Raw genomic sequence first — 13861 nt, 5'->3', positions numbered from 1 at the left:
GGGAGGAGCGCGACGCCGCCGTCGCGGAGGCCAACGCGGGGCTGGCCGACGCCGAACGCCGTCTGTCCGAGCAGCGCGAGGAGGCCGGGCGCGAGCGCGCCGACGCCGCCCGACGGCTACAGCACGCACATGCCGAGGCCGAGGGGCTGCGGGCGGAGACCGCCGAGCGCTGCCGTGAACGCGACGAGGCCCTGGCCGCCGCCCGCGGCGAGCGGGAACGGGCCGAGCACGCCGAGGAACGCGTGCGCCGGGCGGAGGAGTCGCTGACCGCCGAGCGCGAGCGTGCCAGGGCCGAGCTCGACCGGATCGAGCGGGCGTTGGAGACCGAACGCTCGGCGGCGGCGGCCGAGCGCGAACGGCTCACCGCCGAGCTGGAGCGTTCGGTGGCCGAACGGGACCGCCTGACCGGGGAGCTGGCGGCACAGCGTCGCGCGGCCGAACTGACCCTGGCCGAGTCCCGCGAGGCCGCGGCCGCCCGCCTGGCCCTGGCCGAGGAGGCCCGGGACCGCGCCCTGGAGCGGGCGGAACGCGCCGAGGCCGAACGCGACGAGGCCCTGGCCCGCCCCGCCGGGACCACCCCGACCCAGGGCTGACCGAGGTCATGCCCCGTGGAGTGGTGCGGGAACACCGGTTTGTTCCAACAAGAACGAATCGCCGACCAGCGCGCCGTCACCTCTGGGGCTCTGGAGTCGAACGAGGTCGCACCACTCGGTGGGACACCATCTGACCGAACGCCTGCCACCGCCGTGCCGCCTGGGACGGGCACCCGCGCGGGGGCCGGGACCGTGGGCACTCCCCCGGGTCCGCATGCGCACGGACCGGGAGCCGCGGGTCATGTCCCGTCGAGTGGTGCGAAAACGCCGACTGTTCGAACAGGAGCAGATCACTGACCAGCACGTTGTTGCCCTTGGGATTTCAGGGTCGAACGAGATTACACCACTCGGTGGGACACCACCGAGCCGCGCCGAGGGTGTCCGAGGTCACCCGGCACCGTGCGGGCGGCCGCCCCGGCGGTATCGGGGCAGATCGGCGGACCGGCCGGCCGGCACGGCGGGCTGCGGAACGGGCGGCCGCGGGTGGAGGGTGGCCCACGACACCGGCACCGGGCCGAACCCGAGCGCAGGGGCAACGCGTCCTCTGGGGCATGAGTACCGATTCGTCCCGGTCTAGGATGGGGCACGTGCGAGATCTGGGAACCACGGGTGATACCGGACCCCTCGACGTGGGCGACACCTCGCACCCGGGACCCCGGCGCGTCGCCGTCGGCGAGCGCCCCCGGCCGCGGGTGGACCTGCGCGCCGTCTTCGGGCTGGAATCGGGTGCCTGGGCCTGGACCACCGCGGCGCAGGCCGCGATCGCCATGACCGTCTCCTTCGCCCTGGCCGCCTGGCTGTTCGGCCCGCAGGTCGCCACCCTGGCGGCGATGGGTTCCATGACGGTCCTGTACGAGAAGAAGACCCCCTACGTCTACCGGTCGGCCGCGCTGGCCCTGGTCGGACTGGGATTCGTGATCAGTGTCTCCCTGGGCTCGCTGGCCTCGGCGCTGTCCCCGTGGGCGGCGGTGTTCTCCATCGGGCTGACCGCCGGGCTGGCCACCTGGGTCTGCGCGGCCTGGCGGGTGGACAAGCCCGGGCCCCTGTTCTTCGTGCTGGTCGGCGCGATCTCCACCATCGTCCCCGGCGGCCTGGCCGACGTGCCGCTGCACGCGGCCATCGCCGCGTCCGGCGCCGCGGTCGGCTGGGCGGTGTCCATGTCGGGTGTGTTCGTCCGCGCCCGCCACCCCGAGCGGCAGGCGGTCGCCGGGGCGTACCGCAAGCTCGCGGTGCTGCTACGGGCGGTGGGCACACCCGAGCTCGACCACGCCCAGCACGACGCCTCGGTGGCGGTCGCCGACGCCTGGCGGCTGGTGCTGCTGGCGCAGACCCGCGGCTACCGCACCAGCGACGAGGCGGCCCGGCTGCGCTCCCTGCTGCGCTGGGTCTCCGACATGCACCTGGCCACCACGCAGGTGTGCATGGCCCGGCCCACACCGCTGCCGCCCGAGGCCGCCGCGTTCGCCGAGCGGATGGCGGCCGCGGTCGCCGCCCCGGAGAAGGCGCCCGACCCGGCCGACCTGGACGGATTGCGCCGGGGCATGCGCCCGCGCTCCCTGGAGGCGCGCCTGTACGGGCTGATGGCCCGGGCCGCCACCACCGAACGCCGCGACGCGGGCGGACTCGACGACGAGCGTGCCCGGACCCTGCACGACGAGCGCTACCCGGCGCTGTGGGGCGCGCTGCGTTCCAGCCTCAGCCAGGATTCGCTGATCCGGCCCACCGCCCTGCGCATGTGGATCACGGTGACGGCGGCGGGTGCGCTGGCCATGGCGGTGGGGCTGGAGAACTCCTACTGGGTGGGCATCACCACCACGGCCGTCCTCCAGGGCGGCAACGTGGTGCTGACCCTCAACCGGTCGGTGCAGCGGTCGCTGGGCACCCTGGTCGGCGTGGTCATCGGAGCGCTGATCATCGCCGCGCACCCGCCACTGGCCGGGGTCATCGTGCTGGCGGGGCTGTTCCAGGGCGCCGCCCAGCTGGTGATCGGCCGCAACTTCTTCTACGGCTCGCTGCTGATCACCCCGATGGCGCTGCTGCTGTCGTACACCGCGGCCCCGCACCCCATCACCGAACTGGCCGAGACCCGCATCGTCGACACCGTGGTGGGGTCGCTGGTGGGCCTGGCCGGGGCGATGCTGCTGTGGCGGGGCGCGTCGGCGACGCGGCTGCCGCAGTCGATCGTCGGTGTGCTGGAGGAGGCCCGCCGTTCCATGGCGGCGGTGCTGGACCAGGACACCGTGATCGACGGACGGCTCCGCTACGAGCTGCGGCGGGACATGCGGGCGGCGCTGGTGAGCCTGCGCGGGGTCTACGAGAGCGCCATCGGCGACGTGCCGCGCGCCGCCTCCACACAGCCACTGTGGCCGGTGGTGGTGGCCACCCAGCGCACCGGGTACCTCGCGCTGTCGGCGCTTGCCCTGGACGGGCCCGAACCGGTGGGGACGATCACCCTACAGCGGGTGGACCTGGCGTTCCGCGAGCTGATCTCGGCGATGGAGGAGCGGCGCACCCCGCGGATGGGCGCCCTGCCCCGGCTGCCCGCCTATCCGCGGATCAACATGGAGCTGCGTGCCCTGTCCACGGCCATGGCGGGCGCTGTCGCCCAGGACGAGCGGACGGCGCGGCTGGAGGCCGAGAAGCGGGCCGAACTGGAGCGGCGCCGGGCCCAGGGGGACCTCGACGCCGACCTGTGAGGCGGGACGGCCACCGGGCCGGGGGAGGCCGTCCCCGGGCTCAGTCGACCAGGGCGAACGCGCGGACGGGGAAGGCCGCGAGCCCGCGCACCTTGGCGGGGACGGCGAAGAACCGGAAGCCCGTGGCGGGCAGTTCGTCGAGCAGGCACAGGTGGGAGACGACGGGGATGCCCGCGGCGAGCAGGACCGCCAGGGCCGGGCGGGCCCCCTCCGCGGCCGGAGAGGTGTCGTCCACGCCCACGGTGTCGACGCCGACCAGGACCGCCCCGGCCTCGACCAGGGTCTTGGCCGCGGCCTCGGTCAGGTGGGGGTGGTCGTGGTCGCCGTAGGCCTCGGTGCGCCAGCGGCGGTCCCAGCCGGTGCGGATGAGCACGGCCCGGCCGCGCAGGTCCGGGCCCGAGAACGCCTCGGGGCCGATCTGGCGGGCGCCGACGGCGTCGACGACCACGCCGGGCAGGTCGGCCACCCGGTCCAGGTCGAGGTCGGCCAGGTCCGCGCCGTCGCGGTAGCGGTGGGCGGGCATCTCCACGTAGGTGCCCGTGGCCCCGGCCATGGTGACCCTGCCCCCGTCTCCGTGTCCGGCGCTCTGGCCTGCGCGGCCCTCGGTGATGTGCGGCTCCGGGAGACCGGGGCAAGTGGTCATCCCGTCGGTGATCTGGTGGCTGACGTCGACCGGTTTGGACATGGCTGTTTCCTCGCTTCACGAGCGTGTCCGGTGCGCGACCCCCGACCTGCGCCAGAGGTCTAGACCATAAGCGTAGCGCGTGTGACCCAAGCCACCGGTTCGCTGTTCCGGTCGCCCGCGGGGGACCCCCGGGCGCGGTCGGCCGGCCTCGGCCAGGCGACCCGCCCCGCAGGCCCGGTAAGGTCGGGGAACGCACGTGGCGGCGGCACCTCGGAGATCCCCCGCCACCGCGAATTCGCATCACGCACGGAGAAGGGTCCACCTCATGGTGTCACTGTACGGAGCGGCCAAGGCCGTGGTCGCGCCCGCGACCCGCATGATGTGGCCCGTGAGGACCGAAGGCGCCCACCATGTCCCCCGCACGGGCGGGCTCATCCTGGCCGCCAACCACCTGGCGCTCATCGACCCGCTGTTCATCGGCGTCGCCTGCCCGCGGCCGGTGCGGTTCATCGCCAAGCAGGAACTGTTCGACGAGGGCACGCTGCCGCGTCGGACGTTCGCACGGGTCCTGCGCGGGCTCGGCCAGCTGTCGGTGGACCGCCGCCCGGGGCAGAGCGCCCAGGAGGCCATGGACAACAGCCTGGAGGTGCTGGAGCGCGGCGAGGTCTTCGGGATCTTCCCCGAGGGCACCCGCTCGCCGGACGGCCGCCTGTACAAGGGACAGACCGGGCTGGCCTGGCTGGCGCTGACGACCGGCGTCCCGGTGGTACCGGTGGCACTGAGCGGGACCGAGCGGATCCTGCCGCAGGGGCGGAAGGTGCCCTCGTTCAACCGGGTGGGCGTGCGCTTCGGCGAACCCGTGGACCTGTCCCCGTGGCAGGGCCGGGCGGACCGGGCCAAGCCCCGCAGAGAGGCCACCGACGCCATCATGGACGCGATCGCCAAGCTGTCCGGCCAGGAGCGGGTGGCGCGCTACGCGGCCTCGGTCAAGGCGGAACTGGGACAGAGCAACCCCCGCGGGTGACTTTCACCACAGTATGCTCGGGGCTGATCCGCCCCCGACGGAGCGTTGACCCTTGATTGAGGGGCGCGGAACGATGCCTTCGGGCACGCCGCTACCCCCGTCCCATCTGGGATGCCGGGATCACCGGGGCGCCGAGGGCCACCCGAGGGCCGGATCCGCATCCCGGAGACGAGGGCGAAATTCCCCACCAGTATAGTGGGGATTACCGGTGTCGACACCGGATAGATTAGGCAAGCCTTACTTTAGATGGCGTCCGACCCCTGGCGCGAAGACTTGGAGCTGTGCGATGACGCGACCCCTGCGAGTGGGAATCGTTGGTGCCGGTCCGGCGGGCATCTACGCCGCCGACCTGCTCACCAAGGACGAGACCCTGTCCGCGTGCGGCACGTCCGTCAGCATCGACATCCTCGACAAGCTGCCCTCCCCCTACGGTCTGGTCCGCTACGGCGTCGCCCCGGACCACCCCCGGATCAAGCAGATCCAGGGGGCCCTGCACAAGATCCTCGACAAGCCCGAGATCACCTTCTACGGCAACGTCGAGTACGGCCGGGACCTCAAGCTCGAAGACCTGCGCAGGCACTACGACGCGGTCATCTTCTCCACCGGCAGCGACCGCGACCGCCCCCTGGACATCCCCGGCATCGACCTGCCGGGCAGCCACGGGGCCGCCGACTTCGTCTTCTGGTACGACTCCCACCCCGACGTCTCGCCGTCCTGGCACGTCGAGGGCACCAGCGTCGCCGTGATCGGCGCCGGCAACGTCGCCGTCGACGTGGCCCGCATCCTCGCCAAGAACGCCGACGACCTGCTCGAAACCGACATCACCGACAACGTGTACGAGGGGCTGCGCGCCAAGCAGATCACCGACGTGCACGTCTTCGCCCGCCGCGGCATCGCCCAGTGCAAGGCCACCCCGATGGAGCTGCGCGAGCTCGACAAGCAGCCCGGGGTCGAGGTCGTCGTCTACCCCGAGGACTTCGAGATGGACGAGGGCAGCCTCCAGGCGTGCGAGGACTCCAACCAGATCAAGACCAACGTCAAGGTGCTCCAGAACTGGGCGCTGCGCGACCCGCGCGGTGAGGACGTCCGCCTGCACCTGCACTTCCTGCACTCGCCGGTGGCGGTGCTCGGTGAGGACCGGGTCACCGGTTTCCGCACCGAGCGCATGGAGCTCACCGGCGACGGCGGGGTCAGGGGCACCGGCGAGTACGTGGACCACGAGGTCCAGGCCGTCTACCGGGCCATCGGCTACCTGGGCTCCCCCCTGGCCGACCTGCCCTTCGACGAGGAGAACGGCGTCGTCCCCAACCGCGAGGGCCGGGTCCTGGACCTGGACGAGAACCACATCCCCGGGGTCTACGCCACCGGCTGGATCAAGCGCGGACCGGTGGGCCTGATCGGCCACACCAAGGGCGACGCCCTGGAGACCGTCACCAACCTGGTCGCCGACCGCGAGTCGTTCACCCCGGCCGCCGAGCCGGACCCGGTCGCGTTCCGGGCCCTGCTCCAGGAGCGCGGCGTGGAGTACACGACCTGGGAGGGCTGGCAGCGGATCGAGGCCCGCGAGGAGGAGCTGGGGGCCGAGCGCGGCCGCAAGCGCCTCAAGCTGCTCACCCGCGAGGAACAGACCACGGTCGCGCGCCAGGGCTGACCCCCGCGCGAACGTCCCGGCCGGCCCCGCGCCCCTCTGCGGGGCCGGCACCCTATTCCCCTCCGCAAGGCCTTCTCCACCGTGAGATTGCGCATGCGACTCGCCGGGGGAACATGGAACAACGGCCCGGTTCCATGGGTTAGAGTCACTGTTGGTCGGTGTGGTAGCAAGTGTCCCCCGGGCCTCAACTATTGCCTTCGCGGAATACCGCGTACGGCCCCCGCCAGGGGAGACCGTACGGTCCGGAGCCCCGTTGTGCCCCGCGCCGAGAGGCGACCGCCATGCCGACCATCAACCTCGTGCCCCGCTCCCACCGAGGTGGGAGCGGGGCATCTTGGTATTCTCCCCGAAAAACGACGAAGGACGGTCAGGCGTGGACGAACGGTCCCCCCGGCAACCGGATTCCTCCGGGCCGCCCGAGGAGTCGGGCGACACTCCGAACCCAGGAGTGCGCCCGGAGAACCCCTATCGCATTCCGCAGCGGCCCCCGGCCTCGGACGGGGCGGCCGCCAGTGGCGCGTCCGACCGTCCCGAGAGCTGGGACACCCCTTACCCGGCCGCCCAGGGCCCCACCGGCGAGTGGACGCCCCTGCGCCCCGAAGAGGCCCCTCCCACCGACACCTGGAAGGGCTGGGAGGCCCCGGCCGACACGGGCGACACCACCGGTGCCCGGGCACGGCCCGGCGGCACCGCACCGGCCTGGGGCGAGCGGCCCGGCACCGCACCCGCAGGCGACGCCTGGGGTGGCAACGGCAGCGGCCCGCAGCCGACCGGCGCCGCATGGAACACCCCCGGTGGCGCGGACGCATCCGCATGGGGCTCGCACAGTGGGCCACAGCCGGCTCCGGCGGCGTGGGGCGCCTCCGGCGGCGACGCCGACGTACCCGCATGGGGCGAACCGTCGGTCGATGCGCGTGGGACGGACGGCACCGCGTGGGGCGGGCAGCCCGGCGACGCGCGTGGATCGGGTGATGCCCGGGGCGGCAGCGGCCACGACCCACAACGGACCGGCGCCACCTGGGGCGAACAGCCCGATGCCCCGTACCGAGGCGCCGACGCGGACGGCCGCGGCAGGGGCGCGCACAGCGCCCCGCAGCAGACCGCCGCGGCATGGGGCGCCCCCGGCGGCGACGCCGACGAGCCGGCCTGGGACGGGCGGTCCGCCGGGACCCACCGGAGCACCGGCCCCGCCACGGGAGACACCGCCTGGGGCGGCAACGACCCCGAACAGACCACCGCCGCCTGGGACGACCGACCCGGCACCGCACCCCCAGGCGACACCTGGACCGGCGACGACCGGAACGACACCTGGACCGGCACCGACCACGGCCCGCAACAGGCCGGTGGCGCATGGGACGGGCGGTCCGCCGGGACCCACCGGAGCACCGGCCCCGCCATGGGAGACACCGCCTGGGGCGGCAACGACCCCGAACAGACCACCGCCGCCTGGGACGACCGACCCGGCACCGCACCCCCAGGCGACACCTGGACCGGCGACGACCACGGCCCGCACGGCCCGCAACAGACCGGTGGCGCATGGGACGGGCAGCCCGGCGACACGCGTGGAACGGACGACTCCTGGGGCGCGCACGGCGGCCCGCAGCAGACCGCCGCGGCGTGGAGCGACGCCGGGGACGTCGATGACGCACCCGCGTGGGACGGTCGGCCCCGTGGAGCGGACGCCCCCCGGGGCGGCGCGGGGCCGCGGCCCGACGATCCGGCGGGTCCCCGGTACCGGGACGAGTGGAGCGGACCGCAGCAGGGCGCCGGGGCCTGGGACTCCGGCGACGGCCGCGGCGGACCCCCGCAGGGGCCCGACGGGCCGCACGACGACTGGGACGACTGGGACGGCGAGCCGCAGGACGCGGAGCCCGCCCCCCGGGGCGACGGCTTCGAGTACCTCTACAACGGCAACGCCCCCGCGCCGCCGGAGCAGCCCGACCGACCGGTGCGCAGGTCCCGGCGCGGACTGCTCATCGGCCTGGTCTCCGCGTTCGTGGTGCTGGCCCTGATCGGCGGCGGCGTCTCCTGGTACGTGCTCACCCTCCCCCGGGCCGAGGAGGCGACCACCGAGTACGCGGCCGCCTGGGAAGCACAGGACTACGAGCGGCTGGCCGCCGTCACCACCGGCGGTGACCCCGCCGAGGTCCTCGGCGGCATCGCCTCCGGGATCGGGGTGGAGAGCGTCGACGTCACCGTCGGCGAGCCCACCACCGACGGCGACACCGGCACCGCCTCCTACGAGGTGGCCGTCGGGCTGTCCAACGCCGGCGACTGGGGCTGGGAGGGCGAACTCCCCCTGGTCCGCCAGGACGGCGAGTGGCGGGTCGACTTCTCCCCCGAGGTCGCCTTCCCCGGCCTCGCCGAGGGCCAGGCCCTGACCCGCACCGCGGTGTGGGGCGAGCGGGGCCAGATCCTCGCCGCCGACGGCACCCGCCTGGACGACCCGAGCATCACCGGCTCGCTACAGATGATCGTCGGCACGATGGGCGAGGCCACCGAGGAGGACGTCGAGCGGCTGGGCCCCGCCTACCGGGTCGGCGACACCGTCGGCGCCACCGGGCTCCAGTACACCTACGAGGAGCGGCTGGCCGGACAGGCCGCCACCACCATCGTCATGGTGGACGCCGGGACCGAGGCCGACTCCGTGGAGGTGACCGAGGACAACACGGTCGCCACCCTGGACGGCGCCCCCGGTGAGAACATCGTCACCAGCATCGACATGGCGGTGCAGAACGCCGCCGCCGACGCCATCATCAACGCCCCCAAGGAGGCGGGCATGGTGGCGATCCGGCCGTCCACCGGCGAGATCCTCGCCGCGGTGAACGTCCCCGGCGGGTTCAACCGCGCCTTCGAGGGCCGCTACCCGCCCGGTTCGACGTTCAAGGTCGTCAGCTACAACGCGCTGCTGGACGGCGGCCTGACCATGGACACCCCGTTCCAGTGCCCCAAGGAGTACAACCCGGGCGGCTGGGAGTTCACCAACGCGGGCGGCGCCGAGTACGGCGCGCAGACGATGACCCAGGCGTTCGCGACCTCCTGCAACACCGCCCTGGTCCAGGCGGCCGTCGACAACATCGACGCCGACGCGCTGCTGACCAGTGCCGAGCTGTTCGGGATGAACGCCCCGATGGACATCGGCGTTCCCACCTTCGAGCCGGTCTACCCGATCACCGAGGGCGCCGTCATGCTGGGCGCCCAGGCCATCGGCCAGGGCCAGGTCGAGACCTCGCCGCTGCACATGGCCACGGTCCCGGCCGCGGTCGCCGACGGCACCTGGCGGCCCCCGCTGCTGGTGACCGAGCCGGCCGCCGGGGACCTGCCCGAGCCCCGGCCGATCCCCAACGCCGAGGCGCTGCGCACGATGATGCGCGCGGTCGTCACCGAGGGCACCGCCAAGGACCTGCCCTTCCAGGGCGAGGTGTACGGCAAGACGGGCACGGCCGAGTTCGGCACGGCCGAGGAGGGCGAGGAGCTGCCCAGCCACGCGTGGATGATCGGCTTCAAGGGCGACGTCGCGTTCGCCGTCGTGGTGGAGGGCGGCGGTGGCGGTTCGTCCGTCGCCGGCCCGATCGCCGCGGCGTTCACGAACGCGCTGTGACGCGCGACGGCGGGCGGCTCCGGCCGCCCGCCGTTCAGCGGCCCTCGTCGGCGGGCTGAAGGGTCTGTGTGGGCGCGGGCGCGGACGGCTGCTCGGCAGGCTGCGGCGCGCCGGGTGTGAGAACGAACAGCAGGACCAGGAGTCCGGCGGTGACGGCCGCGATCAGGCCGCAGGCCACCCAGGGCTTCCAGCCGCTCAGGCCGGGGTCGGCGGGTGCGTCGGGGTCCCCGAAGGAATCCAGGCGCTCGGCGAGCTCCGGTTCCTCTTCGCTGAGCCGCCGCTCGATCTCTTCGAGGATTCTCCGCTCGTGCTCTCTCAGGGACATGGCACCCTCCTTCAGCGGCCGGGGGAAGGTCTACTGTCGCCACCGGGTGTCCTACAGTGTCCCCATCGGAGGGCGTGGATATCCCGGGTTCCGCCGGTTTTCCCGGCCGACTCCGGCCCCCGCAGGTCACCGCCGCACGGTGTTCCGACATGCGGGAACGGCGTCTCGGCAAGCGGTCATCCGGGGTAGCACTCGGCCTCGGCGGCCTTGACCCCGGCCCAGACGGTGTCGCCGCGGACCAGCCCCAGCTCGGCCAGCGCGGCCGGGCTGATGTCGGCGGCCAGGTCGAGCGTTCCGGTCAGGTGCACCCGCACCTGGTCGCCGAACCGCTCCACCCCGTCGACGGTCAGCTCCCACAGGTTGCGCGGGCTGCCGTCGGGGCGCCGCCGGTACAGGGCGACGGCCCGGGGCGGGAACGCCACCAGCGCGGGCCCGTGGTGCGCCTCGTGCACCTCCACGACCGCCCCGCCGTCCAGGGCCACCGCGGTGCCGTCGGCCCGGCCGCGGAACAGGTTGAGCCCCACCAGCCGCGCCACGTAGGGGGTCCGGGGGCGGCGGGCCACCTCGGCGGGCGCGCCCTCCTGGACCACCCGGCCGCCTTCGACGACGGCGATGCGGTCGGCCAGCACCATGGCGTCCAGCGGGTCGTGGGTGACCAGCACCGTCGCCCCGTCGAACTCCTCCAGCAGGCGGCGCAGCCGTCCCCGCACGTGCAGGCGGGTGCTCACGTCCAGGGCGGCCATGGGCTCGTCCAGCAGCAGCAGGCGCGGGCGCACCGCCAGCGCGCGGGCCAGCGCGACCCGCTGGGCCTGCCCCCCGGACAGGTTCCGGGGCCGCGCGCGGGTGTACCCGGCCAGGTCCATGTGCCCGAGCAGTTCGGCGGCGCGGGCGCGGGCGTCGGCCTTGGACTCCCCCTGGCAGCGCGGCCCGAACGCGACGTTGTCCAGCGTACTCATGTGCTGGAACAGCAGGTAGTCCTGGAACACCATGCCGATGGGCCGCCGCTCCACGGGCGTGCGCGTGTGGTCGTCCCCGTCCACCCGCACGTGCCCGGCGGTGAGCGGGAGCAGCCCGGCCAGGGCGCGCAGCGCCGAGGATTTGCCCGCCCCGTTGGGGCCGAGCAGGGCCAGCACCTCCCCCGCCGCCACGGACAGGGCGACGTCCAGGTCGAAATCGCCGCGGCTCAGCCGCAGGTCGGCGCAGAGCACGCTCACGCGGTGTTCACCCATTTCTCGCGCAGGGTGGCCAGCACGGCCAGGGACACCAGCAACAGCACGAGGCTGAGCACGATCGCGGCCTCGGGGTCGCGCTGCATGGCCATATAGACGGCCAGCGGCATGGTCTGTGTGGTGCCGGGGAAGTTCCCGGCGAAGGTGATGGTGGCGCCGAACTCGCCCAGGGCGCGGGCCCAGCACAGGATCGCCCCGGCGCCGACGCCGGGCAGCACCATGGGCAGGGTGACGCGGGTGAACACGGTGACCCGCCCGGCGCCCAGGGTGGCCGCGGCCTCCTCGTAGCGGCGGTCGGCCCCGCGCAGCGCCCCCTCCACGCTGATCACCAGGAACGGCATGGCGACGAAGGTCTGGGCCAGGACCACGGCCGCGGGCGTGAAGGGGACGGTGATCCCGAACCATGCGTCCAGGTACCGCCCGAGCAGGCCGTTGCGGCCGAGCAGGAGCAGCAGCGCCACACCGCCGACCACGGGCGGGACGACCAGGGGCACGGCGACCAGGGCGCGCACGAGCCGCCGCCCGGGGAAGTCGGTGCGGGCCAGCAGCCAGGCCAGCGGCACCCCGAAGACCAGGCACAGGGCGGTGGTGACGGTGGCGGTGGACAGCGACAGCCACAGCGCGGCCAGCACGTCGGGTTCGGTGACCCGGCGGCCCATGTCGGGCCAGGGTGCGCGCACGACGAGGCCCAGCATGGGCAGGACGAGGAAGGCGACGCCCACCAGCGCGGGCAGGACGAGCGGCCAGGGCGGACGGCCGGGCCGGGCCCGCAGGACGGGCCCGGCCGGTGCGGCGGAGCCGGTCACGGGGCGCCGAACCCGGCCTCGGCGAGGACGGCCGCACCGTCCTGGGACAGCACCAGGTCGATCCAGTCGGCGGCCGGTCCGGGCCGCGGCGCGTCGGCGAGCAGGCCGATGGGGTAGGCGTTGACGGCCTCCTCCGCCTCGGGGAAGGAGATGCCGGTGACGCCCTCTCCGGCGGCCCTGACGTCGGTCGCGTACACGAGTCCGGCGTCGACCTCGCCGAGTTCGACCTTGGTGAGAACGGCGCGGACGTCCCCCTCGTAGGTGACGGGGGTGATGTCGAGTCCGGCGGCCTCCAGGGCGGCGGCGGTGGCGGCACCGCAGGGGACCTCGTCGGCGCACAAGGCGACGGAGACGTCGGCCCCGGCCAGGTCGTCGAGGTCCTCGATCCCGGCGGGGTCGTCGGCGGGCACGGCGATCCGGAGGGCGTTGGTGGCGAAGACCGCGCCGTCCTCCCCGTGCTCGGCGGCCCACTCGTCGTTCAGCCCCTCCCCCTCGACGACCTGGCCCATGGTGGCGGTGTCGGCGGCCGCGAACACGTCGGCGGGGGCGCCGGCGTTGATCTGGGCGGCCAGTTCGCTGCTGCCCGCGAAGTTGAGGACCACCTCCGTGCCGGGGTGGCGCGCCTCGAACTCCGCGGCGAGCTCCTCGAAGGCGTCGGTGAGGGAGGCGGCGGCGAACACGGTCATCTCCCCGGCCTCCGGGTCCGTTCCGCCCCCGCATGCGGTCAGGGCCGCCGCGGCGGCGGTCAGCGCGGCGGTGAGCCCCAGGGGGAGGTCACGCATGGTGTCCTCCGCCGGTCTCGACCACGACGTTCGTGGACTTGACCACGGCCGTGGCGGTGGCGCCGACCTCCAGGCCGAGTTCGTCGGCGGCCTCACGGCTCATCAGCGAGACGATGCGGTGCGGTCCCGCCTGGATCTCCACCTGCGCCATGACGGTGTCGCGGACGATCCCGGTGACCAGTCCGCGGAAGCGGTTGCGCGCGGAGGAGCGGTGGCGGTCGGGGTCCTGGTGGGACCCCTCGCGCATGAAGGCGGCCAGGTCGGCCCCGTCCAGGAGGCGGCGGCCGGAGCCGTCACGGGTGGCGTCGAGGCGTCCGGCGTCGACCCAGCGGCGCACGGTGTCGGCGCTGACGCCGAGCAGCTCGGCGGCCTCACTGATCTGGAAGGTGGGCATGGGAGGACTCTACCGCTCGCAGATGCGAGGGCGTTAGCCATTTATGGCTAGTGAATAACAACTTTTTCCGCCAAAGAGCCGCGCTTGTGAGACGATCCTCCAAACGGTGCCATCGCACCGATGGCTCCCAGGAAC

At 73.9% G+C, this 13861-nt stretch carries 10 protein-coding genes and 1 pseudogene; 5 read left to right on the top strand and 6 right to left on the bottom strand.

Going from position 1 to position 13861, the window contains the following annotated elements:
- Together QJS33_RS02495 and QJS33_RS02490 are read left to right on the top strand one after the other, a co-directional pair.
- Positions 1–593 (top strand): annotated as a pseudogene (locus QJS33_RS02495) (hypothetical protein); the annotation flags it as partial.
- Between the two features lie 578 nt (positions 594–1171).
- Complete coding sequence (locus QJS33_RS02490) at positions 1172–3289, top strand: FUSC family protein (protein ID WP_306366185.1); 2118 nt, start codon at positions 1172–1174, stop codon at positions 3287–3289.
- Between the two features lie 40 nt (positions 3290–3329).
- Here QJS33_RS02490 and QJS33_RS02485 read toward each other — a convergent pair whose 3' ends face one another.
- Positions 3330–3974 carry a cyclase family protein gene (locus tag QJS33_RS02485; protein ID WP_306366184.1) on the bottom strand — a complete coding sequence of 215 codons (645 nt, stop codon included), beginning with the start codon at positions 3972–3974 and terminating at the stop codon, positions 3330–3332.
- Between the two features lie 268 nt (positions 3975–4242).
- Between QJS33_RS02485 and QJS33_RS02480 the strand changes: the two genes are divergently transcribed.
- The 3 genes from QJS33_RS02480 to QJS33_RS02470 all read left to right on the top strand — a co-directional run bounded on the left by QJS33_RS02480 (position 4243) and on the right by QJS33_RS02470 (position 10190).
- The gene (locus QJS33_RS02480; protein WP_306366192.1) at positions 4243–4938 is read left to right on the top strand and encodes a 1-acyl-sn-glycerol-3-phosphate acyltransferase; all 696 of its coding nucleotides are present in this window, start codon (positions 4243–4245) and stop codon (positions 4936–4938) included.
- Positions 4939–5242: 304 nt separating this feature from the next.
- Positions 5243–6589, top strand: a complete 1347-nt coding sequence (locus tag QJS33_RS02475) for an FAD-dependent oxidoreductase (protein ID WP_306366191.1) — start codon at positions 5243–5245, stop codon at positions 6587–6589.
- A gap of 373 nt (positions 6590–6962) precedes the next feature.
- Positions 6963–10190 (top strand): penicillin-binding transpeptidase domain-containing protein, encoded by a 3228-nt coding sequence (locus QJS33_RS02470; RefSeq protein ID WP_306366183.1) that lies wholly within the window; start codon positions 6963–6965, stop codon positions 10188–10190.
- Positions 10191–10224: 34 nt separating this feature from the next.
- Here QJS33_RS02470 and QJS33_RS02465 read toward each other — a convergent pair whose 3' ends face one another.
- The 5 genes from QJS33_RS02465 to QJS33_RS02445 all read right to left on the bottom strand — a co-directional run bounded on the left by QJS33_RS02465 (position 10225) and on the right by QJS33_RS02445 (position 13726).
- Positions 10225–10515, bottom strand: coding sequence for a DUF3040 domain-containing protein (locus QJS33_RS02465; RefSeq protein ID WP_306366182.1), 291 nt, complete (start codon positions 10513–10515; stop codon positions 10225–10227).
- Positions 10516–10691: 176 nt separating this feature from the next.
- Positions 10692–11744, bottom strand: a complete 1053-nt coding sequence (locus QJS33_RS02460; protein ID WP_306366181.1) for an ABC transporter ATP-binding protein — start codon at positions 11742–11744, stop codon at positions 10692–10694.
- A complete protein-coding gene (locus QJS33_RS02455) occupies positions 11726–12550 on the bottom strand; it encodes an ABC transporter permease (RefSeq protein WP_306366180.1) in 825 nt (274 codons plus the stop codon). Before QJS33_RS02455 ends, QJS33_RS02460 begins: the two co-directional genes overlap by 19 nt.
- Entirely contained in the window at positions 12547–13332 is a 786-nt protein-coding gene (modA, locus tag QJS33_RS02450) for a molybdate ABC transporter substrate-binding protein (protein WP_306366179.1), read from the bottom strand. The genes QJS33_RS02455 and modA overlap by 4 nt, the downstream gene beginning before the upstream one ends.
- Positions 13325–13726, bottom strand: coding sequence for a molybdopterin-binding protein (locus QJS33_RS02445; protein ID WP_306366178.1), 402 nt, complete (start codon positions 13724–13726; stop codon positions 13325–13327). Before QJS33_RS02445 ends, modA begins: the two co-directional genes overlap by 8 nt.
- Between the last annotated feature and the right edge of the window lie 135 nt (positions 13727–13861).

Origin of the sequence: Nocardiopsis sp. CC223A (assembly GCF_030766825.1) — a bacterium.
GTDB lineage: Bacteria > Actinomycetota > Actinomycetes > Streptosporangiales > Streptosporangiaceae > Nocardiopsis.
Note: the sequence above shows the minus strand (reverse complement) of the source record. Positions and strands in the feature narration are given on the sequence as shown.

What these genes read in the sequence shown, in the direction of transcription:
- modA (WP_306366179.1), bottom strand. Translation starts at nt 13,332, where the DNA reads ATGCGTGACCTCCCCCTGGGGCTCACCGCCGCGCTGACCGCCGCCGCG.
- QJS33_RS02465 (WP_306366182.1), bottom strand. Translation starts at nt 10,515, where the DNA reads ATGTCCCTGAGAGAGCACGAGCGGAGAATCCTCGAAGAGATCGAGCGG.
- QJS33_RS02490 (WP_306366185.1), top strand. Translation starts at nt 1,172, where the DNA reads ATGGGGCACGTGCGAGATCTGGGAACCACGGGTGATACCGGACCCCTC.
- QJS33_RS02485 (WP_306366184.1), bottom strand. Translation starts at nt 3,974, where the DNA reads ATGTCCAAACCGGTCGACGTCAGCCACCAGATCACCGACGGGATGACC.
- QJS33_RS02460 (WP_306366181.1), bottom strand. Translation starts at nt 11,744, where the DNA reads ATGGGTGAACACCGCGTGAGCGTGCTCTGCGCCGACCTGCGGCTGAGC.
- QJS33_RS02445 (WP_306366178.1), bottom strand. Translation starts at nt 13,726, where the DNA reads ATGCCCACCTTCCAGATCAGTGAGGCCGCCGAGCTGCTCGGCGTCAGC.